Consider the following 21673-nt stretch of genomic DNA (forward strand, 5'->3'; position numbering starts at 1 on the left):
CCGTCACAGCTTCGGCGCAATCTCTTCGGTCCAGATCCGGGTCCGCTCCTCCTGCGACATGTGGCAGGCGGACCAGTGCCGGCTGTCGTCCTCGGTCAGCTCGGGACGCTGGGTGCGGGTGATGCCCCCCTTGGGCACGTCGGCGTAGGGGCACCGGGGGTTGAAGGCGCAGCCGCTCGGGATGTTGATGAGGCTGGGCGGCGAGCCCTTGACCGGGATCAGCCGCTCGGTCTGGTCGCGGTCGATGCGCGGCATGGAGCCGAGCAGTCCCCAGGTGTACGGGTGGCGGGGGCCGTAGAAGACCTTCTCGGCGGTGCCCCGCTCGACGCACCGGCCGCCGTACATCACGAGGATCTCGTCGGCCATCTCGGCGACCACGCCGAGGTCGTGGGTGATCATGATGACCGCGGAGCCGAACTCCTTCTGGAGGTCCCGGATCAGGTCGAGGATCTGCGCCTGGACGGTGACGTCCAGGGCCGTGGTCGGCTCGTCCGCGATGAGCAGTTCGGGGTTGTTGACCAGCGCCATCGCGATCATCGCGCGCTGGCGCATGCCGCCGGAGAACTCGTGCGGGTACGCGTCCACGCGCCGGTGGGGCTCCGGGATGCCGACGCGGTCGAGCATCTCGACGGCCCGGGCGCGGGCCTTCTTCTTGTCGACGTCGTTGTGGGTCCGGTAGGCCTCGACGATCTGCTTGCCGACCGAGTAGTACGGGTGCATCGCGGAGAGCGGGTCCTGGAAGACCATCGCCATCTTGCGGCCGCGCAGGCGCCGTACGTGGTCCGCGTCGGCCTGGACCAGGTCCTCGCCGTCGAGGACGACCTCGCCCGAGATGTGCGGGCGACTGCGCGCGTTGCCGGTGCGGTGCAGGCCCATGATCGCGAGCGAGGTGACCGACTTCCCGGAGCCGGACTCGCCGACGATGCCGAGGGTCTTGCCGCGCTCCAGGTCGAAGGAGAGGCCGTCGACGGACTTCACCAGGCCGTCGTCGGTCGGGAAGTGGACCTTCAGGTCGCGCACGGAGAGGAAGGGGTTCGCGTCGCGCGGACCGCCCTGCTCGGGCACGAAGGCCGGCTCGTCGGAAACGTTCTTGGTCACGTCAGCCTCACGCGCGGGTCGATGACGGCGTACAGCAGGTCCACGATCAGGTTGGCCATCACCACGAACAGCGCGGCGAGCAGGGTGACCCCCATGATCACGGGGAGGTCGCCGGCCCCGATGGCGGCGACGGCCGCCGTCCCGAGGCCCTGGAAGTTGAAGGTGGTCTCGGTGAGCACCGCGCCGCCGAGGAGACCTCCGAGGTCGAGGCCGAACATGGTGACGATCGGGGTGAGCGTGGAGCGCAGGGCGTGCTTGCGGATGACCACGCCCTCCTTGAGGCCCTTGGCCCGGGCGGTGCGGATGTAGTCCTCGCCGAGGACCTCGAGCATGGTCGCCCGGGTGATGCGGGCGTAGGTCGCGGCGAAGAGGAAGGCGAGGGTGACCCAGGGCAGGATCAGGCTGTTGAGCCAGGCCACCGGATCCTCGGTCAGGGGTTTGTAGTTGGACACGTCCAGCCAGCCGAGGCTGTAGACGAAGAGGGCGGGAGCCACCATGCCGGTGAAGAAGATCGGCAGGGAGACGCCGGCGAGCGCGCCGACCATGACCGTGCGGTCGATGGCGGTGCGGCGCTTGAGGGCGGAGATCACTCCTGTGGCCACACCGGCGATCACCCAGATCACGGCCGCCCCGAGGGCGAGCGAGAGGGTGACCGGGATCCGGTCCATCATGGTCTCCCAGACGGGTGCCTCGGTCTTGAACGAGTAGCCGAAGCAGGGAGCCGCACAGTGGGTGATCTCGGTGCCGCCGTCGTAGTCGCGGCCGGCGAAGATGCCCTTGACGAAGAGCAGGTACTGCTCGGAGATGGGCTTGTCGAAGCCCATCTTCACGCGGATGCCCGCCAGGGCGGTCTCGTTGGTCTCGCGTCCGGCGTACATGAGCGCGGGATCGCTGCCGGTCAGCTTCGGGACCGCGAAGAAGATGCCGAAGGTGACCACGGAGACCACCAGCAGCGTGGCGGCGACGTTGAACAGCCGCCGTATGAGGTAGACGAGCACTGCAGTCGGCCGCCCGGGGCGGGTGGCCGCCGCCCCTCGTGGGGACGGCGGCCACCGCCTGCGGCCTTCACCTGCCCTTCGGACTAGCGCATGTGCGGTGAAGGCACTTACTTACGTGCTGAGTTGCGTTTGCCTGACTGTCGGCCGAGCGGCCTGCACTACTTCGGGGAGATACCCACGGTGGCGAGGTCGATCTTGCCGAAGGACTCGTTGAAGAAGACGTTCGTCAGGCGCGGGTTGTGGTAGACGAGCGCCTTGTCGAAGTTGATCGGCAGGTAGAGCGCCTTGTCCATGACCTTCTTGTTGATCTCCGTGTAGAACGGAGCGGCAGCCTCGGGCGTGTTGGCGGCGGCGGCCTTGTCGAACAGCCCGTTGATCTCGCTGTCGTTGATCTCGGTGTAGTTGTTGTTGCCGTTCGGCAGGATGAACGATCCGTCGACCAGCGGCTGGAGGAAGCCCGCGCCGGAGTTGTAGTCGGCGCCCCAGCCCATGACGATGATGCCGTAGCCCTTCTTCTTCACGTTCTCGGGCGAACCGATCGTGGAAGAGGAGAGCTTGCCGTCGAACTGGTCGATCGTCGCCTTGATGCCGACCTTGGCGAGCGAGGCCTGGAGGGACTCGGCCGTCTTCACCTCGGGGGCGCGGTTGTTGCGCACGGCGATGGTGGTCTCGAAGCCGTCGGGCTTGCCGCAGGCCTTGAGCGCCGCCTTGGCCTTGGCCTCCTGCGGCTTGCCCTTCGTCAGGCTGAAGGGGTCGTACTCCTTCTCCGAGCCGGGGACGCCGGCCGGCAGCATGTTCGCGCCGAGGTCACCGCTGGTCGGGCCGCCGCGGGCGGTCTGCAGGGACTTCGGGTCGGCCGCGTAGATGACGGCCTTGCGGCACTCGATGTTGTCGAACGGCGCGACCGTCTGCGGGAAGGCGAAGTAGCGGATGTAGCCCGTGAACGGGTTGTCCGCGTTCTTCTTGAGTTCCGCGTCCTTGAGGATCTTGTTCTTCGCGGCCTGCTGGACACCGGTGCCGTCGACGGCCATGTCGATGTCGCCCGAGAGCAGGCGCTGGTCCATGTCGTCCGGGTTGGTGGTGACCGTGAAGGAGACCTTGTCCGGCAGACCCTTGCGGATCGGGTCCGTCTTCGGGTCCCAGTTCTCGTTGCGGACGAAGGTCGCGCCCTTGCCCGCGGTGAAGCTCTCCACCTTGTAAGGGCCGGTGGAGATCGGCTTGTTGGTGTACGTGGCGCCCGTGTCCTTGCCCACCGGGACCGGCGAGGAGGACGGCATGGCCAGCAGGTAGCTGAAGTCGGAGTTCGCGCTCGCCAGGTTGAAGACGATCGTCTTGTCGTCCGGCGTCTCGACGGTCTTCAGACCCATCTTGTTCGGGTCGGTGTCCTTGTACGGGCCGGGGTACTTCTGGCCCTGGTCGAGGAGGTCGATCAGGTAGGTCGGGCCGCCCGACAGCACGTCCTGCGCGAAGACGCGCTCGACGCCGTACTTGATGTCCTTCGAGGTGATCGGCGTACCGTCCTCGAACTTCACCCCGTCCTTGAGCTTGAGGGTGTACGTCTTGCCGTCGTTGCTGATGACCGGCAGGGCCTCGGCGAGGTCCGGGACCACCTTGGTGCCGTCCTTGCCCGGCTTGGCGTCGTAGGCGAGCAGGCTGCGGACGTAGAGCCGCTGCATGTTCCACACGAAGCCGTAGTAGGCGCGCGCCGGGTCGAGGTAGTCGACGTCCTGCGGGGACCAGAGCTTGAGCTCGCCGCCCTTGGCGTCCGAGGGGTTGATGACTGCGGTAGCGGCACCGCTGTAGCCCTTGCCGCTGTCGCCGTCCGCCTTGTCGTCCTTCTTGGCCCCGTTGTCACCGCACGCGGCGGTCATCGAGAGGGCGGCGATCACGGCGGTGATCGCGAGAGCCTGCTTTCTGCGGATCACGGTTGTCCAACCTCCATAGGTGGTGAATCGAAGAAGCGGTTCAGCTGCCCTTGGGGTCGAGTGCGTCACGCAGCCCGTCCCCGAAGAGGTTGAACGCCAGGACGGTGATGAAGATCGTCATACCGGGGACCACCATGTACATGGGGTCGTCCTGGTAGATGGGGACGGCGTCGGAGAGCATCTTTCCCCAGGAAGCGGTGGGCGGCTTGACGCCGGCGCCCAGGAAGCTGAGTGCCGCTTCGGTCAGGATGTTGGTCGGGATGATCAGCGTGGCGTAGACGAGGATCGGCGCGACCAGGTTCGGCAGCAGCTCCTTGACCAGGATGTAGCCGCGGCCGGCTCCGAGGCTGCGCGCGGCCTCGACGTACTCGCGTTCACGCAGGGAGATCGTCTGACCCCGGACGATACGGCCGATGTACGGCCATCCGAAGAAGCCGATGACCAGGATGAGCACGCCCATCCGGACGCCCGAACCCTCGAACCCCCAGAGGGAGTTGGGGACGACGGACACCAGGGCGATGGTGAACAGCAGCTGCGGGAAGGCCAGCAGCAGGTCCATCAGTCGGCTGATGATCCCGTCCACCCAGCCTCCGAGGAAGCCGGCGAGGGCGCCCAGGAGGCTGCCGAGGACGACCGAGACGAAGGCCGCCAGGAAGGCGACGACCAGGGAGATACGGGCGCCGTAGACGATCCGGCTGAACACGTCGCGGCCGTTGGTCGGTTCGACGCCCAGCAGGAAGTCGGAGCTGATGCCGCCGAAGGAGCCGAGCGGCGTGCCCAGGTCCGGGTCGATCATGTCCTCGTGGAACTCGTTGGGATCGTGTCCCAGCAGGCTCACGATCAGCGGCGCGAAGACCGCCACCAGGATCAGGAGGATCACGACCACACCGCCGGTCAGCGCGACCTTGTCGCGCTTGAGGCGCATCCAGGCGATGCGGCCGGGCGAGCGGCCTTCGATGGCCTTGGCAGGGACGTCGGCTACGGACACGGGTGCGGGTGATTCCGCGCTCGTGTCGTGCAGTGGTGCCGTCATCGTGGTGGGGACCCCTCTCGGCCGACGGGTGGGTCGGCCCATGCCCGCCGCTGTGGCGGCGTTGGTGCGGAGTGGCGCTCGGAGTGCTCGGGGCACGTGAACGCGTACGAGGTGCGAGGTGCTGGCAGTGCTGGCTGTGCGGCCGTGCTGTGGGTGGAGCAGGGTGCGGTGCTTGCGGTGCGGTGCAGCTGAAGTGCGGGAACCGCGGAAGTTGCCGGGCGGAACGCGCGGCGAAGTCCACGTGCCGAACCGCGTCCTGGAGGACTGACCGGCTCTTGGGTGGGGAGTCTTCATCGGGCGCTCGACCAGCCGCCAGACCCGCAGATGAATGGATGCGCAACCGTGATCTGACGCCCCGGTTCCCGTTATCCGGACTCCGCTCTCGGCTCAGCGGAGCAAGACCGTCCGTTCGGTACGCAAACGGACATCCCGCTCAACCCCGGGGAGGAGTGTGCCAATTGGGCGCCCATCGGCGGTGAAATCCGGACAAGACGAAGGCCGCCGGGAACCGTGGTTCCCGGCGGCCTGGTGTCCGTCGGACAGGTCTGTCTCAGGGTCCGGGCACACCCGGACAATCCCTGTAGGTGGCTCGGGGAACGACGCCCCCGAGGCCCCTGAGCGGCTCAGTAGGCGGCCGCCTGCCCCTCGCGGTCGTAGAAGGGGCGGGTCTGCGCACGCAGCCACATCGCCACCGGATCGTGCTCGTCCGCCAGCGCGACCGTGCACACCGGAACCCCCTCGGGCACGGCGCCGACCGACTGCCGCATCATCTCCCGTACGGATTCCAGCGCGGGCGCCGAGGCGTCGTAGAGGTCGAGCCCCACCGCGAGGTACGCCGATCCGAGCGAGGGCTGCACCCAGGCGCGGCGCAGCGACCGGACGGCCGGTGTACGGTGCGCGTGCTGGGTCAGCAGCCCGTAGAACTGCGGGAGCTCCAGGGCCGGCTCGGACAGCCGCAGCGGCCCCGCCGGCATCCGGTCCAGGCCGGTGGCGACCCGGCGCAGGTCGGCCCAGGGCACGCCGAGGCCGCCGCCCTGGGCGTGCGGGTTGACCCACAGCCCCCAGCGGTCGGGGTAGAGGGCGCGGGCGATGTCCCGGCCGGTGACCACCTCGTAGCCGCGGTTCCAGCCGCTGGCGGCCAGCTCCTGCGGCGAGGTCACGCAGGGGGCGTATCCGAGCCCCTCGACCTCCATGCCGCCGTACTGGGCGTCCGGTGAGCCCGGCTGCCCCTGCCAGAGCAGCATCCACAGCCTGCCCTCGGCCAGGGCGCCCAGGAATGACTCGTAGCTCTCATAGCGCCCGGGAGTCACCTGGCGCAGCATGTGCTCGACCTGCCCGGCCGCGGCCGTGCCTGACGCACTCACCCGGTACCCCTCTTCGTCTTCGTCCACCCGTCGTCCACACGTACCACTCAGCTTAAGCGGCGCTACGGGACGTAGAAGGGGCGTACGCGCTCACGAATCCAGTCCGTGACCGGGTCCTCGGCCGCGTCCAGCAGGATCAACTGCACCGGCCAGGGCGCCGGTACGCGGGCCAGGGCGCGGCCGAGCGCCTCCAGCGGGGCGGTCCGCGCGTCGGACTGCCATCCCAGCAGCCGGACACCGATGTAGAGCTCGGGGTCCCGGCCCTCGACGCTGGCGAGGCAGCGGTGCGCGGAGGCGACCACGCCGGTGGCGCGGAACTCCTCCGCGGCGGCGGCGAGGAAGTCCACCGGGTCGTCCTGCCAGTCGGGCTCGAAGAGCCGGACGCGGCCGCCGGTGGCCGGGCCGTCGAGCGGGGTGCGGCCGGCCCGGCACAGCTCCGCGACGGCGGCCGGGGGCAGCGGGACCCCGACGGCGCCCTCGGGGTTCACGGCGATGCCGAGCTGCGGGGGCAGGCCGCGGGCGAACTCGACGGCGGGGGCGACGGCGAAGTCCATGGCGGGGCCGGCGCCGAAGCGGAACTGGGCCTCCGAGCTGTAGACGGGGACGTACGCCTCCCCGCCGATCAGCATCGTGGGGAGGCTGAGGCTGCCCTGGTCGGGCCCGCCGCCCTCGGGCAGCGGCACCCAGACCTGGCTGCGGCCGAGCACCTCCAGGATCCGCGCGCCGGCGTCCGCCTGTCCCAGCGCGGTCCCGAGCACCTGCTCCAACTCGTTGGCCGGCCAGCCGTTGCCCTGCATGTGCCCCTGCTCTCCGTACGGTCCCGGGTGTGTCGGGCCGAGGCTACCGGCCCGGGCCACGCCGCTGCGCGGGGCCGGTCCCTTCTGGACGCGGCCCTCGCGCGGCTCGGCGCCGGGGCGCCTCTCCGGCTTCGCGCCGCTGCGCCGGACTCCGTCCGTCGGACCCCGGGCGGGCCCCGGGCCCGGGCTGGGGTCGGTCTCCGTCTGCGGGTGGTGGGCCGCTGCGCGGGGCTGGTCCCCTACCCGCCCTTCCACCGTTCCCCGGGCGCCGCCCGGACCCGCGCCTCAATCGCCGGCGAGGCTGGAGGGGCGGGCGCTGCCCGGGCCCGCGCCTCAAACGCCGGCGGGGCTGGGTTGTGCGGGGCTGCCCGGACCCGCGCCTCAAACGCCGGCGGGGCTGGGTTGGGCGGCGGGGCTGGGAGGTCGGGGTCGGTCAGGGGCGGAAGGTGATGCGGGTCAGGGTGGCGGCGGAGGGGCGGTCGAGGAGGGTGGCGGAGGCGCAGCCCGCCGGCGGGCGGCCGGCTTCCGCGGCGCGCAGGAGGCGGGTCACCGCACCGCGGTGGCGGGCGAAGGCGTACGCCGAGACCCGGCGGCCCCGGGCCGCCTGCCCGGACAGGGCCTCCTCGGGGCTGGTGTCCAGCAGCAGCAGGTGCAGCGCCCGGCCCCGCCGCCGGGCGACGGCGGCGAGCAGGCCCCGTACCCACGCCTGGGTGCCGCAGTCGTGGACCACCACAGAGGCGCCGGAGCGCAGCTCGCGCCACAGCCCCCAGTAGTGGGCCGCGCGCACCAGCGGCCGGTACACGGCGTAGGGCAGGGCGGCCGGCATCCGGCGCTCCCAGCGCTCGCGGGCGTCCTGGGAGTCGATGCCGGCCTCCGCGGCCCGCTTGATCAGGGTGCTCTTGCCGCCTCCGGGCAGCCCGGACACCACCACGATGTCCCCGGCGGCGAAGGCGAGCCGGTGCGGCCGCGCGGCCTTTCCGCGCAGGTCACGCACGGGTCCGCCCATCGCAAGGGGGCGGGCGGCGGCCCGCTGGGCCGGAACCGTCCCGACCGTTCCTGTCGTGGTCACCACTCCGAATCTCCGCACAGTGATCGTCTCCCCCCGAATCGGGCCGCGAGGGCCCCATGCCCACTGAATGTAAAGAGACGGTAATCCGGCTGTCCCGGTTCCGGTCGGCCGTTCCACAGCGCGGACGGCCGGCGCCCCGGACCGGACCCGGACCGGGCCCCGGGACCGCACGTTCTTTCGGGCCCCACTGCCCTCCCGCGCCCGTCCCGTGCAATGATGTGCGCCATCTGGACACCAAACTGCATACCGGCCGCTTGAATCCGCGCGGGAGAGTCCCGGAGACCTTACGGTCGACCGGGCGCCGAAGGAGCAAGTTCCTCCCTTGAATCTCTCAGGCCCCGTACCGCGTGGATGAGGCAGATCTGAAAAGCGGGCTGCTCGGCAGCTCCACCCAAGGTGCAAGTCGGCGTTCCCCCTCGGTGGGAACTCTCGGCGAACCTCTCAGGTTCCGATGACAGATGGGGAGGATCCTCCTCCTCGTCATGTCATGCCCTGGGACCCGGGAGCCACACCCATGAGCACTGCCCCCCGCCTGACCGCGCTCGACGCGCTGCACCGCTCGCTCGGTGCGACCATGACCGACTTCGCGGGCTGGGACATGCCGCTGCGCTACGCGAGTGAGCGCGACGAGCACAACGCCGTACGCACCAAGGCCGGCCTGTTCGACCTGTCCCACATGGGCGAGATCACCCTGACCGGCCCGGAGGCCGTGAAGGCGCTGGACTACGCGCTCGTCGGGAACATCTCCACCGTCGGCGTCGGCCGCGCCCGCTACACGCACATCTGTCAGGAGGACGGCGGGATCCTGGACGACCTGATCGTCTACCGCCTCGGCGAGACCGAGTTCATGGTCGTCGCCAACGCCTCCAACGCCCAGGTCGTGCTGGACGCGCTCACCGAGCGCGCCGCCGGCTTCGACACCGAGGTCCGCGACGACCGTGACGCGTACGCGCTGATCGCCGTCCAGGGCCCGGAGTCCCCCGGCATCCTGAAGTCGCTCACGGACGCCGACCTGGACGGCCTGAAGTACTACGCCGGCCTGCCGGGCACCGTCGCGGGCGTGCCCGCGCTGATCGCCCGTACCGGCTACACCGGCGAGGACGGCTTTGAGCTGTTCGTCTCCCCCGAGCATGCCGTCGAGCTGTGGCAGGCGCTGACGAAGGCGGGCGAGGGCGTCGGCCTGGTCCCGGCGGGCCTGTCCTGCCGCGACACGCTGCGCCTGGAGGCGGGCATGCCGCTGTACGGGCACGAGCTGACCACCGCCCTCACCCCCTTCGACGCCGGGCTGGGCCGGGTCGTGAAGTTCGAGAAGGAGGGCGACTTCGTCGGCCGCGCCGCCCTGGAGGCCGCCGCCGAACTCGCCGCCACCAAGCCGCCGCGCAAGCTGGTCGGCCTGGTCGCCGAGGGCCGCCGGGTGCCGCGCGCCGGCTTCCCCGTGGTCGCGAACGGCGAGGTCATCGGCGAGGTGACCTCCGGCGCCCCGTCTCCGACGCTGGGCAAGCCGATCGCGATGGCGTACGTGGACGCCGCCCACGCCGCGCCCGGCACCTCCGGCGTCGGCGTGGACATTCGCGGTACGCATGAGCCGTACGAGGTCGTGGCCCTGCCCTTCTACAAGCGGCAGAAGTAACCCTCGAACCGGGCTCCACCCGTCTCAGCACACAAGACCATCGTTCGTATCCACCTCCCCGCATCCAGGAGAATCAGGTCATGAGCAACCCCCAGCAGCTGCGTTACACCAAGGAGCACGAGTGGCTGTCGGCCGCCGAGGACGGCGTCGCGACGGTCGGCATCACGGAGTTCGCGGCCACCGCGCTCGGTGACGTCGTCTACGCCCAGCTCCCCGCGGTCGGCGACACCGTCACCGAGGGCGAGACCTGCGGCGAGCTGGAGTCGACCAAGTCGGTCAGCGACCTGTACTCCCCCGTCTCCGGTGAGATCGTCGAGTTCAACCAGGACGTCGTGGACGACCCGGCGCTGGTGAACTCCGAGCCGTTCAAGGGTGGCTGGCTGTTCAAGGTGCGCCTGTCGGAGGAGCCGGAGCACGCGCTCTCCGCCGACGAGTACGCCGCGCTCACCCACTCCGACAACTGACACCCCAGGGGCCCCTGAATGTCCGTTCTGAACACCCCCCTCCACGAACTCGACCCTGACGTCGCCGCCGCCGTCGACGCCGAGCTCGTGCGCCAGCAGTCGACCCTGGAAATGATCGCGTCGGAGAACTTCGCTCCGGTCGCCGTCATGGAGGCCCAGGGCTCGGTCCTGACCAACAAGTACGCCGAGGGCTACCCGGGCCGCCGCTACTACGGCGGCTGCGAGCACGTCGACGTGGTCGAGCAGATCGCGATCGACCGCATCAAGGCGCTGTTCGGCGCCGAGGCCGCGAACGTCCAGCCGCACTCGGGTGCGCAGGCCAACGCCGCCGCGATGTTCGCGCTGCTGAAGCCGGGCGACACGATCATGGGCCTGAACCTGGCCCACGGCGGTCACCTGACCCACGGCATGAAGATCAACTTCTCCGGCAAGCTCTACAACGTGGTCCCGTACCACGTCGACGAGACCGGCGAGGTCGACATGGCCGAGGTCGAGCGCCTGGCCAAGGAGTCCAAGCCGCAGCTGATCGTCGCCGGCTGGTCCGCCTACCCGCGCCAGCTGGACTTCGCCGCCTTCCGCCGCATCGCGGACGAGGTCGGCGCGTACCTGATGGTCGACATGGCGCACTTCGCGGGCCTGGTCGCCGCGGGCCTGCACCCGAACCCGGTGCCGCACGCCCACGTCGTCACCACCACCACGCACAAGACCCTCGGCGGTCCGCGCGGCGGTGTCATCCTGTCGACGCAGGAGCTGGCCAAGAAGATCAACTCCGCGGTCTTCCCGGGTCAGCAGGGCGGCCCCCTGGAGCACGTGATCGCGGCCAAGGCGGTCTCCTTCCTCGTCGCGGCCTCGCCCGAGTTCAAGGAGCGCCAGGAGCGCACCCTGGAGGGCGCGAAGATCCTCGCCGCCCGCCTGGTCCAGGAAGACGTCAAGGCCGTGGGCGTGGACGTCCTCACCGGCGGCACCGACGTGCACCTGGTCCTGGTCGACCTGCGCAACTCCGAGCTGGACGGCCAGCAGGCCGAGGACCGCCTCCACGAGGTCGGCATCACGGTCAACCGCAACGCCATCCCGAACGACCCGCGGCCCCCGATGGTCACCTCGGGTCTGCGGATCGGTACGCCGGCCCTCGCGACCCGCGGCTTCGACGCCGAGGCCTTCACCGAGGTCGCCGAGATCATCGCCCAGGCGCTGAAGCCGACGTACGACGCCGAGGGCCTCAAGGCGCGCGTCTCGGCGCTCGCCGCGAAGTTCCCGCTGTACCCGTCGCTCTAGCCACGGGCTCGGAAGGGCCCGGCCTTGTTCTCACACAGGGCCGGGCCCTTCTCATGACCGGAGGTCGCCCTGGTGGCGGCCATGACCCTCGTCACATGCTCCTGGGCCGTCCAGGACACCGGAACGCGAGCCGGCTCACGTCTGGCGGACCCGTCCGGGAGACGAACCGTTCATCTCCACGCGTTAGGCTCGACTGCCGGACAAAATCCGCAGATCCACCCCTAAGATCCACCACACCCCTGCCCCCCTCCCCACCCCACGAGCAGACAAGGGAGTCCGCCAGTGGCCATCTCCGTCTTCGATCTCTTCTCCATCGGTATCGGCCCCTCCTCCTCCCACACGGTCGGCCCGATGCGCGCGGCGCGCATGTTCGTGACGCGGCTGAAGAAGGACGGCGTCCTCGCCCAGACCGCCGCCGTACGGGCGGAGCTGTTCGGCTCCCTCGGCGCGACCGGCCACGGGCACGGCACGCCCAAGGCGGTCCTGCTGGGCCTGGAGGGCCACTCCCCCCGCACGGTGGACGTGGAGGGCGCCGACGACGAGGTGGAGCGCATCCGCAAGAGCGGCAAGCTGCGTCTGCTGGGTGCGGAAATAGGCGGTGCCCACGAGATCGACTTCGACGAGCCGAACCAGCTGATCCTGCACCGCCGCCGCTCGCTGCCCTACCACGCGAACGGCATGACGCTCTTCGCGTACGACGCCGCCGGCGCCCCGCTGCTGGAGAAGACGTACTACTCGGTCGGCGGCGGCTTCGTCGTGGACGAGGACGCGGTCGGCGAGGACCGGATCAAGCTCGACGACACCGTGCTGAAGTACCCCTTCCGCTCGGGCGACGAGATGCTGCGCCTGGCCAACGAGACCGGTCTGTCGATCTCCTCCCTGATGCTGGAGAACGAGAAGGCCTGGCGCACCGAGGAGGAGATCCGCGAGGGGCTCCTGGAGATCTGGCGGGTCATGCAGTCCTGCGTCTCGCGCGGCATGTCCCGCGAGGGCATCCTCCCGGGCGGGCTGCGCGTCAAGCGCCGCGCCGCCTCCACGGCGCGCCAGCTGCGCACCGAGGGCGATCCGATGATGCACCGCAGCGAGTGGACCACGATCTACGCGATGGCGGTCAACGAGGAGAACGCGGCGGGCGGCCGTGTCGTGACGGCCCCGACGAACGGCGCGGCGGGCGTCCTCCCCGCGGTGCTGCACTACTACATGAACTTCGTCCCGGGCGCGGACGAGGACGGCGTGGTCCGCTTCCTCCTCGCCGCGGGCGCGATCGGCATGCTGTTCAAGGAGAACGCCTCGATCTCCGGCGCCGAGGTCGGCTGCCAGGGCGAGGTCGGCTCCGCCTGCTCGATGGCGGCGGGCGCCCTCGCCGAGGTCCTGGGCGGGACCCCGGAGCAGGTCGAGAACGCCGCGGAGATCGGCATGGAGCACAACCTCGGCCTGACCTGCGACCCGGTCGGCGGTCTGGTCCAGATCCCCTGCATCGAGCGCAACGGCATGGCCGCCGTCAAGGCCGTCACCGCCGCGAAGATGGCGATGCGCGGGGACGGCAGCCACAAGGTCTCCCTCGACAAGGTCATCAAGACCATGAAGGAGACGGGCGCCGACATGAAGGTCAAGTACAAGGAGACGGCGCGCGGCGGCCTCGCCGTCAACGTCATCGAGTGCTGATCCTCTAAATGATCTCCGGTCCGGGGTTTGGACCGAGTTGATCACGCTTGCGAGGGAAGAAGCCGGTCCGGGCTGGTTTCTCGATGATCACGTACGTCAGTCTGATCACGCGACGTCGCGTCACCCCCGGGCGGTAGGCCAACCGCCTTGACCCCCTTGCTGTTTTGCGTAACTGGAGGCTTCACCATGGCAGGTATCCGCAGCATCCGCGTGATGGCGGCGCTCGCATCGCTCCCCCTGGCCGCCGCCCTCTTCTCGGGCACGGCCCAGGCCGACAACGGGGCCGGCGCCGCCGGCACCGCGTCGAACGCGGCCCTCGCCGGCATCCTCGGCAGCGGGGTCGGCGGCAGCAACCTCGGCAACTCCTCCACCGCGCAGCAGGTCGCCTCCGGCTTCGGGGCGTCCAACCAGAACAACGGCGCGCAGGCCAACGGCTCCGGCTTCACCGCCATCGGCCAGTCGAACGCGCACGAGTCCCTGATCTACAACCCGCTGCCGTAGCGGTCGCGCGGCCCGCCGCGCAGGCCCCTGGGCCCGCCCTTCCCCCGGAGGGCGGGCCCTTCGCGTACCCCGTGGCCGAAATCAGGTCCTGCGGCCCCCGCCTCCCGGGACCTTCGGCCCGGAGAGTGCCCCCCGGCGTCGGCTAGCGTGCCCGGAGGGGCCCGGGAAGACCCCACGGGCGCGACGAGAGGCAGCCGCCATGGCCACCACCATCACCGAACACAGGGTCCTGCCGCTGCGGCTGGAAACCGCCCCCGTGTCCGTCCCCCTGTCCGGCAGCTTCGTGTACCGCACGGACCGGCCGTACGAGGTGGCCGTCGACTTCCGCGGCGCCGGGACCCACATCGCCCGCTGGGTGTTCTCGCGGGAGCTGCTGCTCGACGGGCAGACCTGCGCCACCGGCGAGGGCGACATACAGGTCTGGCCGCGCTGGACCGGCTCCGAGCCGCGCGTCCTGCTCGGCTTCAGCAACGGCGAGCAGAGCTGTGTGGTCTCCGCCCGCGCCAAGGACGTGCGCGAGCTGTGCCGGCGGATGACGGAGCTGGTCCCGCGCGGGCAGGAGCGGAGCCACTACGACCTGGACGCGCAGCTCAGCGCGCTGCTGGCGCACTGAGCCGCCGCGCGGCGGCGTGCTGGCAACCGCGCGGGGAACCACGCGCGGCCGTGCGGTGTCCTACCAGGTGACAGCCCGTCCCCGTCCCAGAGAACCGGGGAGACATCATGCGTCACCCGCACCGCCGCCGGATCGTGGCCATCGCCACGGGCGCCCTGCTCACCGCAGGGCTCGCGCTCTCCGCGCCGGCTTCCGCCGCCACCACGTCCGCCCGCACCCAGACCCCGCTCGTGGTCAACGCCCGCTGGGGCGGGCACTGCACGTACGACCGGATCGTGATCGACCTCCAGGGGTACGTGCCCCCGGTCACCGTCACTCCCGTCTCCCAGCTGGTCTACGACGGGTCCGGCCAGCCCGTGCCGCTGGCCGGGAAGTACTTCCTGGAGATCCGCCTGCACCCCGCCGCCGCGCACAACGACGCCGGGCAGAACGTCTACCAGGGCCCCAAGCTCCAGAAGATCTACCTCAGCAAGCTCAAGGGCCTCGCCCTGACCGGCGACTACGAGGGGTACGTGACCTTCGGCGCCGCCTTCGACACGCAGCCGTCCTACAGCACCTCCGTCCTGCACTCGCCCGAGCGGTTCGTGCTGGACATCGCGCACCCGAACACCTGCTGACCAGCGCGTACGCAGCGGGGCCCGGGGCGTCGCACGCCCCGGGCCCGCCGCGCGGTCAGCACGCGGGGCGGATCCGCATCCGGCCCGGGTCCCCGTTGCCGAACCAGTCCTGGGTGCAGGACCAGCCGCCGGGAGCCGCCGCGCCCACCAGGCCGAGGCAGGCGGCCATCGCCCGCTGCCCGTGGGCGTTGGGGTGCATGGACTCCTCCAGGGTGCCCTGGGTGTTCGCGTAGTCCAGGAAGCGGAACCACTCGTGGTGGCGGGGGTCCGGGCCGCTCTGGCCCACCTGCTCCGTCCCCACCGAGCACACCTCGTGCCCCGCGAGGGCGTCGCGCAGGTCCAGGTAGTCGGTGCCGCGCGCCGCGGCGACCGTCTTCACCATGTCGCCCATCTGCGGGACGAGCGTGTACGCCGCCCAGTCCGCGTCGCGGTCGTTGAAGGGGCAGCCGTCCTTGAACATCCGGTCCGAGTCGTTCTGCGAGAGCCGGAAGTACCCCGCGCCGGGGATCGGTGACGCCCGCCGCCGCCCGCGCCCGCCCCCCGGGCGCCCGTCGGCGGGCCGGGGCTCCGGCCCGCGCAACTGCCCGCCGGGCCGGTGGCCTTCGCGGGGCGGGAGGCGGAGGCGGGCCGAGCCGGTGCGCTGGCTCGGGGCCGAACGGGAGGCCCTGGTCGCCACGGCGCGGCAGGCCGCGCGCGTGGACCCGTACACCGCCTGGGAGCTCGCGGCGGCCGGGGAGTACGTGTTCGGCCTGCGCAGCGATCTCGCGGGCTGGCAGGCGGTGCAGGAGGCGGGCCTGGCGGCGGCCCGCGCGGCCGGGGACCGTACCGGGCAGGCCCTGATGCTGGTCGGGCTGGGCCGGCTGCGGGCCTGCCGGGAAGAGTGGGGACCGGCCCGGGAGGCGCTCTTCGAGGCCCTCGGGGACGCGCACGGGGCGGCGTACGCGGGCTGGGTGCTCTCGTACCTCGACCGGCTCCATGGGCGCCTCGACGAGGCGGTGCACCGCTGCGAGCGGGGCGCGGCGGTCTTCGAGGCGGCCGGCGACCGCTACGGCCAGGCGCACTCCCCACGCGGCATCGGCCAGGTGCTCCTCGCGCGCGGGGACACCGGGGGCGCCCTGGAGGTGCTGCGCCGGGCGCTGGCGGTGGCCGAACCGGGCGGGGCGGCCTGGCCCCGGATGTGCATGCTGCGCTGGGTCGCGGAGGCGCTGCGGATCGAGGGGTGCCCCGAGGAGGCGGCCCGCGGTTTCGCCGAGGTGCTGCGGCACCCGCGGGGTTCGGGGGACCTGGCGGGCCAGTGCGCGGCCCTGATCGGGCTGGGCCGGATCGCCCTGACCGGCGGGGACACGGCCGCGGCCCTGCGGGAGCTGCGGGCGGCCGACGAGCTGGGCCGCCGCTCGGGCCAGACCCTGGTACGGGCCCTGGCGGTGCCCCCGCTGGCGGAGGCCCTGGTGGCGGCCGGACAGCCGGCGGCGGCCCGGGCGCTGCTGGAGGAGGCCATGGAGGGCTGCCGCCGGATGAACGCCCGGCCGCTGCTGGCCCGGCTGGAGTCGGCGCTGGCGAAGGCGGGAGCCGTCTGATCAGCGGTGTTCGGGGTTGGGGAAGTCGAAGCGGCAGCCGGCGTCCCACAGGGAGCGCTGGTTGCCGTGCGCGGGCATGCCGCCGGCGCGCTTGAGGAGGGCGGCCAGGTGCATCAGGTTCCAGGACATGAAGGCGGTGTTGCGGTTGGTGAAGTCGTTCTCGGGGCCGCCGGAGTCCGGGTCCAGGTAGGAGGGGCCGGGGCCGGCCTCGCCGATCCAGCCCGCGTCGGCCTGGGGCGGGATGGCGTAGCCGAGGTGCTGGAGGCTGTAGAGGATGTTCATGGCGCAGTGCTTGACGCCGTCCTCGTTGCCGGTGATCAGGGCTCCGCCGACGCGCCCGTAGTAGGCGTACTGGCCCTGGTCGTTGAGCAGCGAGGAGCAGGCGTAGAGCCGCTCGATGACCTGCTTCATGACGGAGCTGTTGTCGCCCAGCCAGATCGGGCCGCACAGCACGAGGATGTCGGCGTCCATGATCTGGCTGTAGAGGACCGGCCACTGGTCGCTCTCCCAGCCGTGGTCGGTCATGTCCGGCCAGACGCCGGTGGCGATGTCGTGGTCGACGGCCCGGACCAGCGAGGTCCGCGCGCCGGCCGACTCCATGACGGCGCGGCTCTTGGCGATCAGGCCCTCGGTGTTGCTGGTCTCGGGAGAGCGTTTGAGGGTGCAGTTGACGTAGACGGCGGAGAGGTCCGGGTACGCGAAGGAGTCGGCAGCCACCCTCCCACGGTGCCCGCCGCCCCCCGGCCCGGCCACCGGACCGCGCCCGTCCGGGGGACGCGTGACGCGGCGGCAGGTGGCCGGATCGGTCCGGGTTGTGACGGATCCGTCCGGGCGACTAGGGTCATCGGGCCTTGGTGTTCGGGAAACCGGTGGAAAACCGGTGCGGCCCTCGCCACTGTGATCGGGAAGTCCGGCTCCACTCCCCCGCGGGAAGCCACTGGGCCCGCGCGGGAGACCGCATGGGCCCGGGAAGGCGGAGTCAGGGCATCAGTACCCGTGAGCCAGGAGACCGGCCGGGGCGCGTCGTCCATCCACGAGGTGCTGGAGAGGTCTCCCAACTCATGCATATAGCCGAGGGGTTCCTGCCCCCTTTGCACGCGGTCGCCTGGGGCGCCGCGTCCGCCCCCTTCGTCGTCCACGGGGTCCGCGCCCTGACCCGCGAGGTGAAGGCCAATCCGGAGAGCACCCTGCTGCTCGGGGCGTCCGGAGCGTTCACCTTCGTACTGTCCGCCCTGAAGATCCCGTCCGTGACGGGCAGTTGTTCGCACCCGACCGGGACGGGGCTGGGGGCCATCCTCTTCCGGCCGCCGATCATGGCGGTGCTCGGCACGATCACCCTGCTCTTCCAGGCGCTGCTGCTGGCCCACGGCGGGCTCACCACCCTGGGCGCCAACGTGTTCTCGATGGCCATCGCCGGGCCCTGGGCGGGCTACGGGGTCTACCGGCTGCTGCGGAAGTCCGGAGCGCCGCTGATGGTGACGGTCTTCTTCGGCGCCTTCTTCGCCGACCTGGTCACCTACTGCGTGACCTCGGTCCAGCTGGCGCTGGCCTTCCCCGACCCGGCGAGCGGCTTCCTCGGCTCGCTGGAGAAGTTCGCGGGGATCTTCGCGCTCACCCAGATCCCGCTCGCGGTCAGCGAGGGGCTGCTGACGGTGCTCGTGATGCGGCTGCTGATGCAGTCCAGCAAGTCCGACCTCGTCCGGCTCGGGGTCGCCAGGCTGACCGGGAGCGGGACGGCGAAGACGGCGAAGCAGGAGGCGGCGCTCTGATGACCAGGAACGCGAAGATCAACACCCTGCTGCTGCTCGTGGTGGCGGCGCTGGCCGTGCTCCCGCTCGCACTGGGCCTCGGCGAGGGCAAGGAGGAGCCGTTCGCGGGCGCCGACGGGCAGGCGGAGGCGGCCATCACCGAGCTGAAGCCGGATTACGAGCCCTGGTTCTCCCCGCTGTACGAACCCCCGTCCGCGGAGATCGAGTCGGCGCTGTTCGCCCTCCAGGCGGCCCTGGGCGCGGGCGTGCTCGCGTACTACTTCGGTGTCCGCAAGGGCCGCCGCCAGGGCGCGGCGCAGGCCCTCGCCGAGGCCGGGGCCGCCCGCTCCACCCCGGAGTCGTAGGCGGTGCTGCCGATCGACGTGGCGGCCCACGGCAGCCGCTGGCGGGGCCGCCATCCGCTGGAGAAGGCCCTGCTGGGGTTCGGGCTCACCCTCACCGCGGTCTGCCTGCCGCCGTGGCCCGGCGGGCCGTTGGTCGCCGCGGCGACGCTGGCGGTGCTGCTCGGTCCCGCCGGGGTGGCCGGGCGGCAGCTGTGGCGGGCCTTCCGGGTCCCGCTCGGCTTCTGTGTCACCGGGGCGCTGCCGCTGCTCGTCTCGGTGGGCGGCCCGGACGGGTTCCTCGCCCTGGCCCCGGACGGGCCCCGGCAGGCGGCGGAGCTGCTGCTGCGCACCTCGGCGGCCTCGCTCGGGGTGCTGCTGTTCGCCTTCACCACACCGGTCTCGGACGTGCTGCCCCGGCTGGTGCGGGCCGGGGTGCCGGCGCCGGTGGTGGACGTGGCCCTGGTCATGTACCGGATCGGCTTCCTGCTGCTGGACTCGATGGCGCAGGTCCGCCGCGCCCAGGCGGCCCGGCTCGGGCAGACCAGCCGGGCGGCGGTGTGGCGTTCGCTGGCGGGGCTCGCGGCGACCTCGTTCGTCCGGGCCTTCGACCGCGCGGCCCGGCTCCAGGAGGGGCTGGCGGGCCGCGGTTACGACGGCGCGCTGCGGGTGCTGATCCCGGAGGCGGCGCTGTCCCGGCGGTTCCTGACGGGGTCCGCCGCCCTGCTGACCGCCCTGGTCGCGGGGACCCTCGTACTGAAGGAGCTGTGGCTTTGAATCCTCCCCCAGCCGAAGCAGAGGGATTCCTGGCTCACGCCGCTCGGTCGCTCAGCGAGCGACCGAGTCTTCCACGATCAACACCAGCCGGGTTGAAACCAGCCCGGGTGTCTGAAGTTTCGGAGGTTGCTGTGCTGGCTTGGCTCTCGCTCAGCACGTCGTACGCGCTTGGTTCTCGCAACGCACGATATGGACTCTACCGAGCGGCCCTTCGCCCTGGGGGTCAAACACCGTTTCTTTCCCTCCTGCGCAGGAGTTCGATTCCTCGCCGGCTTGAAGGAGGTTGCCCGTGACCCCGTTGGTGGAGCTGGTCGGCGCGGGTTACGCGTACGAGGACGGCCCGGCGGTGCTGTCCGGGGTGGACTTCGGCATCGCCGAGGGCCGGGCGCTGGTGCTGCTGGGCCGCAACGGCAGCGGCAAGACCACGCTGATGCGGCTGCTGAGCGGGGGGCTGCGGCCCGGCTCGGGGGCGCTGCGCCTGGACGGCGCGGAGGTGGCGTACGACCGCAAGGGCCTGACCCGGCTGCGGACCTCGGTGCAGCTGGTGGTGCAGGACCCGGACGACCAGCTCTTCGCGGCCTCCGTCGAGCAGGACGTGTCCTTCGGCCCGATGAACCTGGGGCTCCCTGCGCCGGAGGTCCGCGAGCGGGTGGACTCGGCGCTGGCCGCGCTGGACATCACCGCGCTGCGGGACCGCCCGACGCACCTGCTGTCGTACGGGCAGCGCAAGCGCGCGGCGATCGCGGGCGCGGTGGCGATGGCGCCGCGGGTGCTGATCCTGGACGAGCCCACGGCCGGACTCGACCCGGACGGCCAGGAACGCCTCCTGGACGTCCTCGCGGGACTGCGGGCCGTCGGCACCACGGTGGTCATGGCCACCCACGACGTGGACCTCGCGGTCCGCTGGGCCGACGACGCGGCGGTCCTGACCCCGGCCGGCATCCGGGTGGGTCCCGCCGGGGTCCTCCTGTCGGATCCGGACCTGCTGGCCTCGGCGGGCCTGCGCCAGGCCTGGTCCCCCGCGGTGACGGCCTTCCTGCGCGCCCACGGCCTGCTGGCCCCGGACCTGCCCGGCCCCCGTGTCCCGCAGGCGCTGGCCGACTGGCCGCGAGCGGCCTCGCGGACCCGGCCGCAAACCTAGGATGTCCGCATGTCGCTGCCGCACGCCATCCTCACCGCCCTGCTGGAGAAGCCCTCGTCGGGGCTGGAGCTGACCCGGCGGTTCGACAAGTCGATCGGCTACTTCTGGTCCGCGACGCACCAGCAGATCTACCGCGAGCTGGGGCGGCTGGAGGAGGCCGGGCTGATCCGGGCGCTGCCGAGCGAGGGGCCCGTGCGGGGGCAGAAGAAGGAGTACGAGGTCCTGCCCGACGGCGGCGCGGAGCTGGCGCGGTGGGTGGACGAGAGCCAGGACCCGAAGCCGATGCGGGACGCGCTGCTGCTGCGGATCCGCGCGGCGGCCGTGGTGGGACCGCAGCGGCTCGGGCCGGAGCTGCGGCGCCATCTGGAGCTGCACCGGGCGCAGTTGGCGACGTACGAGGCCATCGAGGCGAAGGACTTCCCGCCGGGGCGGGACACCGCCCCGGACCGGCTGCGCCGGCTGGTGCTGCACGGGGGGATCGCTCTGGAGAGCTTCTGGCTGAGCTGGCTGGAGGAGGCCCTGGGCGAGGTGGAGGACCTGAGCGGGGTGCAGGACCCGGGCGAGGTGCAGGACCCGAGCGGTGCGGAGGGCCTGGCGCCGCCGGAGGGCGGCGGGGCCTGACGCGCCCCCGCCCCGGCGGGCGGGGCGGAGGCGGGCGCGGCGCGTCTACTTGTTCAGGGAGGCCCAGAACTCGTCGAAGCTGAGCAGCTTGTCGCCGTTGGCGTCCTTGGCGGCGAGCACGGCGTCCGCGACCGCGGCGGTGACGTGCGCGTCGCCCATCGCCTTCATGGCCGCGCTGTACTCGTCGGCCGTGACGAAGCCGTCACCGTTCACGTCGAACTTGTCGAACGTCGCCCGTGCGCTCTCGATGTCAGCCACTGGGTCCACCCCTTCTCGGTGCTTGTTGACCGGCTCAGGGTAGCGGCCTCCGGCGGGCCGCACTCCCGCGGGGGCCGTTCGGTCGGCAGAAAGATATTCAATTACCCGCCCGTAAGCAGGGCCAACAGCCCGGAACTCAGACGGAACCGATAATTCCAGCC

At 71.5% G+C, this 21673-nt stretch carries 23 protein-coding genes and 2 riboswitches; of the genes, 13 read left to right on the top strand and 10 right to left on the bottom strand.

The window, feature by feature from the left end:
- Positions 1–3: 3 nt before the first annotated feature.
- From OOK34_RS04285 to OOK34_RS04315, 7 genes are all read right to left on the bottom strand, one after another.
- Positions 4–1065: an ABC transporter ATP-binding protein gene (locus OOK34_RS04285; RefSeq protein ID WP_267036615.1), complete on the bottom strand. Its 1062-nt coding sequence runs from the start codon at positions 1063–1065 to the stop codon at positions 4–6.
- A 29-nt stretch (positions 1066–1094) separates the two neighbouring features.
- Positions 1095–2096, bottom strand: coding sequence for an ABC transporter permease (locus tag OOK34_RS04290; RefSeq protein ID WP_267032523.1), 1002 nt, complete (start codon positions 2094–2096; stop codon positions 1095–1097).
- Between the two features lie 158 nt (positions 2097–2254).
- Complete coding sequence (locus OOK34_RS04295; protein WP_267036616.1) at positions 2255–3967, bottom strand: ABC transporter substrate-binding protein; 1713 nt, start codon at positions 3965–3967, stop codon at positions 2255–2257.
- 94 nt (positions 3968–4061) lie between these two features.
- Complete coding sequence (locus OOK34_RS04300) at positions 4062–5054, bottom strand: ABC transporter permease (protein ID WP_267032524.1); 993 nt, start codon at positions 5052–5054, stop codon at positions 4062–4064.
- Between the two features lie 623 nt (positions 5055–5677).
- A complete protein-coding gene (locus OOK34_RS04305; RefSeq protein WP_267032525.1) occupies positions 5678–6418 on the bottom strand; it encodes an enhanced serine sensitivity protein SseB C-terminal domain-containing protein in 741 nt (246 codons plus the stop codon).
- 62 nt (positions 6419–6480) lie between these two features.
- Complete coding sequence (locus OOK34_RS04310; RefSeq protein WP_267032526.1) at positions 6481–7215, bottom strand: enhanced serine sensitivity protein SseB; 735 nt, start codon at positions 7213–7215, stop codon at positions 6481–6483.
- 433 nt (positions 7216–7648) lie between these two features.
- Positions 7649–8284 carry an AAA family ATPase gene (locus OOK34_RS04315; RefSeq protein WP_267032527.1) on the bottom strand — a complete coding sequence of 212 codons (636 nt, stop codon included), beginning with the start codon at positions 8282–8284 and terminating at the stop codon, positions 7649–7651.
- 255 nt (positions 8285–8539) lie between these two features.
- A riboswitch (glycine riboswitch) is annotated at positions 8540–8640 on the top strand.
- A gap of 158 nt (positions 8641–8798) precedes the next feature.
- Between OOK34_RS04315 and gcvT the strand changes: the two genes are divergently transcribed.
- The 7 genes from gcvT (at position 8799) to OOK34_RS04350 (ending at position 15049) form a co-directional block, all read left to right on the top strand.
- Positions 8799–9914 carry a glycine cleavage system aminomethyltransferase GcvT gene (gene gcvT / locus OOK34_RS04320; RefSeq protein WP_267032528.1) on the top strand — a complete coding sequence of 372 codons (1116 nt, stop codon included), beginning with the start codon at positions 8799–8801 and terminating at the stop codon, positions 9912–9914.
- An 80-nt stretch (positions 9915–9994) separates the two neighbouring features.
- On the top strand, positions 9995–10378 hold the full coding sequence (gcvH, locus tag OOK34_RS04325; protein ID WP_267032529.1) for a glycine cleavage system protein GcvH: 384 nt from the start codon (positions 9995–9997) through the stop codon (positions 10376–10378).
- 18 nt (positions 10379–10396) lie between these two features.
- Complete coding sequence (gene glyA / locus OOK34_RS04330; protein ID WP_267032530.1) at positions 10397–11653, top strand: serine hydroxymethyltransferase; 1257 nt, start codon at positions 10397–10399, stop codon at positions 11651–11653.
- 282 nt (positions 11654–11935) lie between these two features.
- A complete protein-coding gene (locus tag OOK34_RS04335) occupies positions 11936–13318 on the top strand; it encodes an L-serine ammonia-lyase (protein WP_267032531.1) in 1383 nt (460 codons plus the stop codon).
- A gap of 186 nt (positions 13319–13504) precedes the next feature.
- Positions 13505–13819 (top strand): hypothetical protein, encoded by a 315-nt coding sequence (locus tag OOK34_RS04340; protein ID WP_267032532.1) that lies wholly within the window; start codon positions 13505–13507, stop codon positions 13817–13819.
- Between the two features lie 199 nt (positions 13820–14018).
- Complete coding sequence (locus tag OOK34_RS04345) at positions 14019–14432, top strand: SsgA family sporulation/cell division regulator (protein ID WP_267032533.1); 414 nt, start codon at positions 14019–14021, stop codon at positions 14430–14432.
- Between the two features lie 107 nt (positions 14433–14539).
- Positions 14540–15049, top strand: a complete 510-nt coding sequence (locus OOK34_RS04350; protein WP_267032534.1) for a hypothetical protein — start codon at positions 14540–14542, stop codon at positions 15047–15049.
- A 55-nt stretch (positions 15050–15104) separates the two neighbouring features.
- Here the strand turns inward: OOK34_RS04350 and OOK34_RS04355 are convergent, their stop codons facing one another.
- Positions 15105–15509 (bottom strand): hypothetical protein, encoded by a 405-nt coding sequence (locus OOK34_RS04355; RefSeq protein WP_267032535.1) that lies wholly within the window; start codon positions 15507–15509, stop codon positions 15105–15107.
- A gap of 175 nt (positions 15510–15684) precedes the next feature.
- Here OOK34_RS04355 and OOK34_RS04360 point away from each other — a divergent pair, with 175 nt between their 5' ends.
- A complete protein-coding gene (locus OOK34_RS04360; protein WP_267032536.1) occupies positions 15685–16626 on the top strand; it encodes a hypothetical protein in 942 nt (313 codons plus the stop codon).
- Here OOK34_RS04360 and OOK34_RS04365 read toward each other — a convergent pair whose 3' ends face one another.
- Complete coding sequence (locus OOK34_RS04365) at positions 16627–17343, bottom strand: flavodoxin family protein (protein WP_267032537.1); 717 nt, start codon at positions 17341–17343, stop codon at positions 16627–16629.
- A gap of 95 nt (positions 17344–17438) precedes the next feature.
- Positions 17439–17659: riboswitch (cobalamin riboswitch) on the top strand.
- Between the two features lie 28 nt (positions 17660–17687).
- Here OOK34_RS04365 and OOK34_RS04370 point away from each other — a divergent pair.
- The 5 genes from OOK34_RS04370 (at position 17688) to OOK34_RS04390 (ending at position 21254) form a co-directional block, all read left to right on the top strand.
- Positions 17688–18395 carry an energy-coupling factor ABC transporter permease gene (locus OOK34_RS04370; protein WP_267032538.1) on the top strand — a complete coding sequence of 236 codons (708 nt, stop codon included), beginning with the start codon at positions 17688–17690 and terminating at the stop codon, positions 18393–18395.
- On the top strand, positions 18395–18739 hold the full coding sequence (locus tag OOK34_RS04375; RefSeq protein ID WP_267032539.1) for an energy-coupling factor ABC transporter substrate-binding protein: 345 nt from the start codon (positions 18395–18397) through the stop codon (positions 18737–18739). The genes OOK34_RS04370 and OOK34_RS04375 overlap by 1 nt, the downstream gene beginning before the upstream one ends.
- 3 nt (positions 18740–18742) lie before the next feature.
- Positions 18743–19492, top strand: coding sequence for a cobalt ECF transporter T component CbiQ (gene cbiQ / locus OOK34_RS04380; protein WP_267032540.1), 750 nt, complete (start codon positions 18743–18745; stop codon positions 19490–19492).
- Positions 19493–19775: 283 nt separating this feature from the next.
- Complete coding sequence (locus OOK34_RS04385) at positions 19776–20633, top strand: ATP-binding cassette domain-containing protein (protein WP_267032541.1); 858 nt, start codon at positions 19776–19778, stop codon at positions 20631–20633.
- A 9-nt stretch (positions 20634–20642) separates the two neighbouring features.
- Complete coding sequence (locus tag OOK34_RS04390) at positions 20643–21254, top strand: PadR family transcriptional regulator (protein WP_267032542.1); 612 nt, start codon at positions 20643–20645, stop codon at positions 21252–21254.
- Between the two features lie 45 nt (positions 21255–21299).
- On the opposite strand, the gene OOK34_RS04395 is transcribed toward OOK34_RS04390, so the two are convergent.
- Positions 21300–21512, bottom strand: a complete 213-nt coding sequence (locus OOK34_RS04395; RefSeq protein ID WP_267032543.1) for an EF-hand domain-containing protein — start codon at positions 21510–21512, stop codon at positions 21300–21302.
- Positions 21513–21673: the final 161 nt, after the last annotated feature.

This window comes from Streptomyces sp. NBC_00091 (genome assembly GCF_026343185.1).
In the GTDB taxonomy this organism is placed as follows: domain Bacteria; phylum Actinomycetota; class Actinomycetes; order Streptomycetales; family Streptomycetaceae; genus Streptomyces.

Excerpts from the sequence above, each read along its gene's own strand:
- OOK34_RS04295 (WP_267036616.1), bottom strand. The coding sequence starts at position 3,967 with ATGACCGCCGCGTGCGGTGACAACGGGGCCAAGAAGGACGACAAGGCG.
- OOK34_RS04300 (WP_267032524.1), bottom strand. The coding sequence starts at position 5,054 with ATGACGGCACCACTGCACGACACGAGCGCGGAATCACCCGCACCCGTG.
- OOK34_RS04310 (WP_267032526.1), bottom strand. The coding sequence starts at position 7,215 with ATGCAGGGCAACGGCTGGCCGGCCAACGAGTTGGAGCAGGTGCTCGGG.
- gcvT (WP_267032528.1), top strand. The coding sequence starts at position 8,799 with ATGAGCACTGCCCCCCGCCTGACCGCGCTCGACGCGCTGCACCGCTCG.
- gcvH (WP_267032529.1), top strand. The coding sequence starts at position 9,995 with ATGAGCAACCCCCAGCAGCTGCGTTACACCAAGGAGCACGAGTGGCTG.
- glyA (WP_267032530.1), top strand. The coding sequence starts at position 10,397 with ATGTCCGTTCTGAACACCCCCCTCCACGAACTCGACCCTGACGTCGCC.
- OOK34_RS04340 (WP_267032532.1), top strand. The coding sequence starts at position 13,505 with ATGGCAGGTATCCGCAGCATCCGCGTGATGGCGGCGCTCGCATCGCTC.
- OOK34_RS04345 (WP_267032533.1), top strand. The coding sequence starts at position 14,019 with ATGGCCACCACCATCACCGAACACAGGGTCCTGCCGCTGCGGCTGGAA.
- OOK34_RS04350 (WP_267032534.1), top strand. The coding sequence starts at position 14,540 with ATGCGTCACCCGCACCGCCGCCGGATCGTGGCCATCGCCACGGGCGCC.
- OOK34_RS04355 (WP_267032535.1), bottom strand. The coding sequence starts at position 15,509 with ATGTTCAAGGACGGCTGCCCCTTCAACGACCGCGACGCGGACTGGGCG.
- OOK34_RS04370 (WP_267032538.1), top strand. The coding sequence starts at position 17,688 with ATGCATATAGCCGAGGGGTTCCTGCCCCCTTTGCACGCGGTCGCCTGG.
- OOK34_RS04375 (WP_267032539.1), top strand. The coding sequence starts at position 18,395 with ATGACCAGGAACGCGAAGATCAACACCCTGCTGCTGCTCGTGGTGGCG.
- OOK34_RS04390 (WP_267032542.1), top strand. The coding sequence starts at position 20,643 with ATGTCGCTGCCGCACGCCATCCTCACCGCCCTGCTGGAGAAGCCCTCG.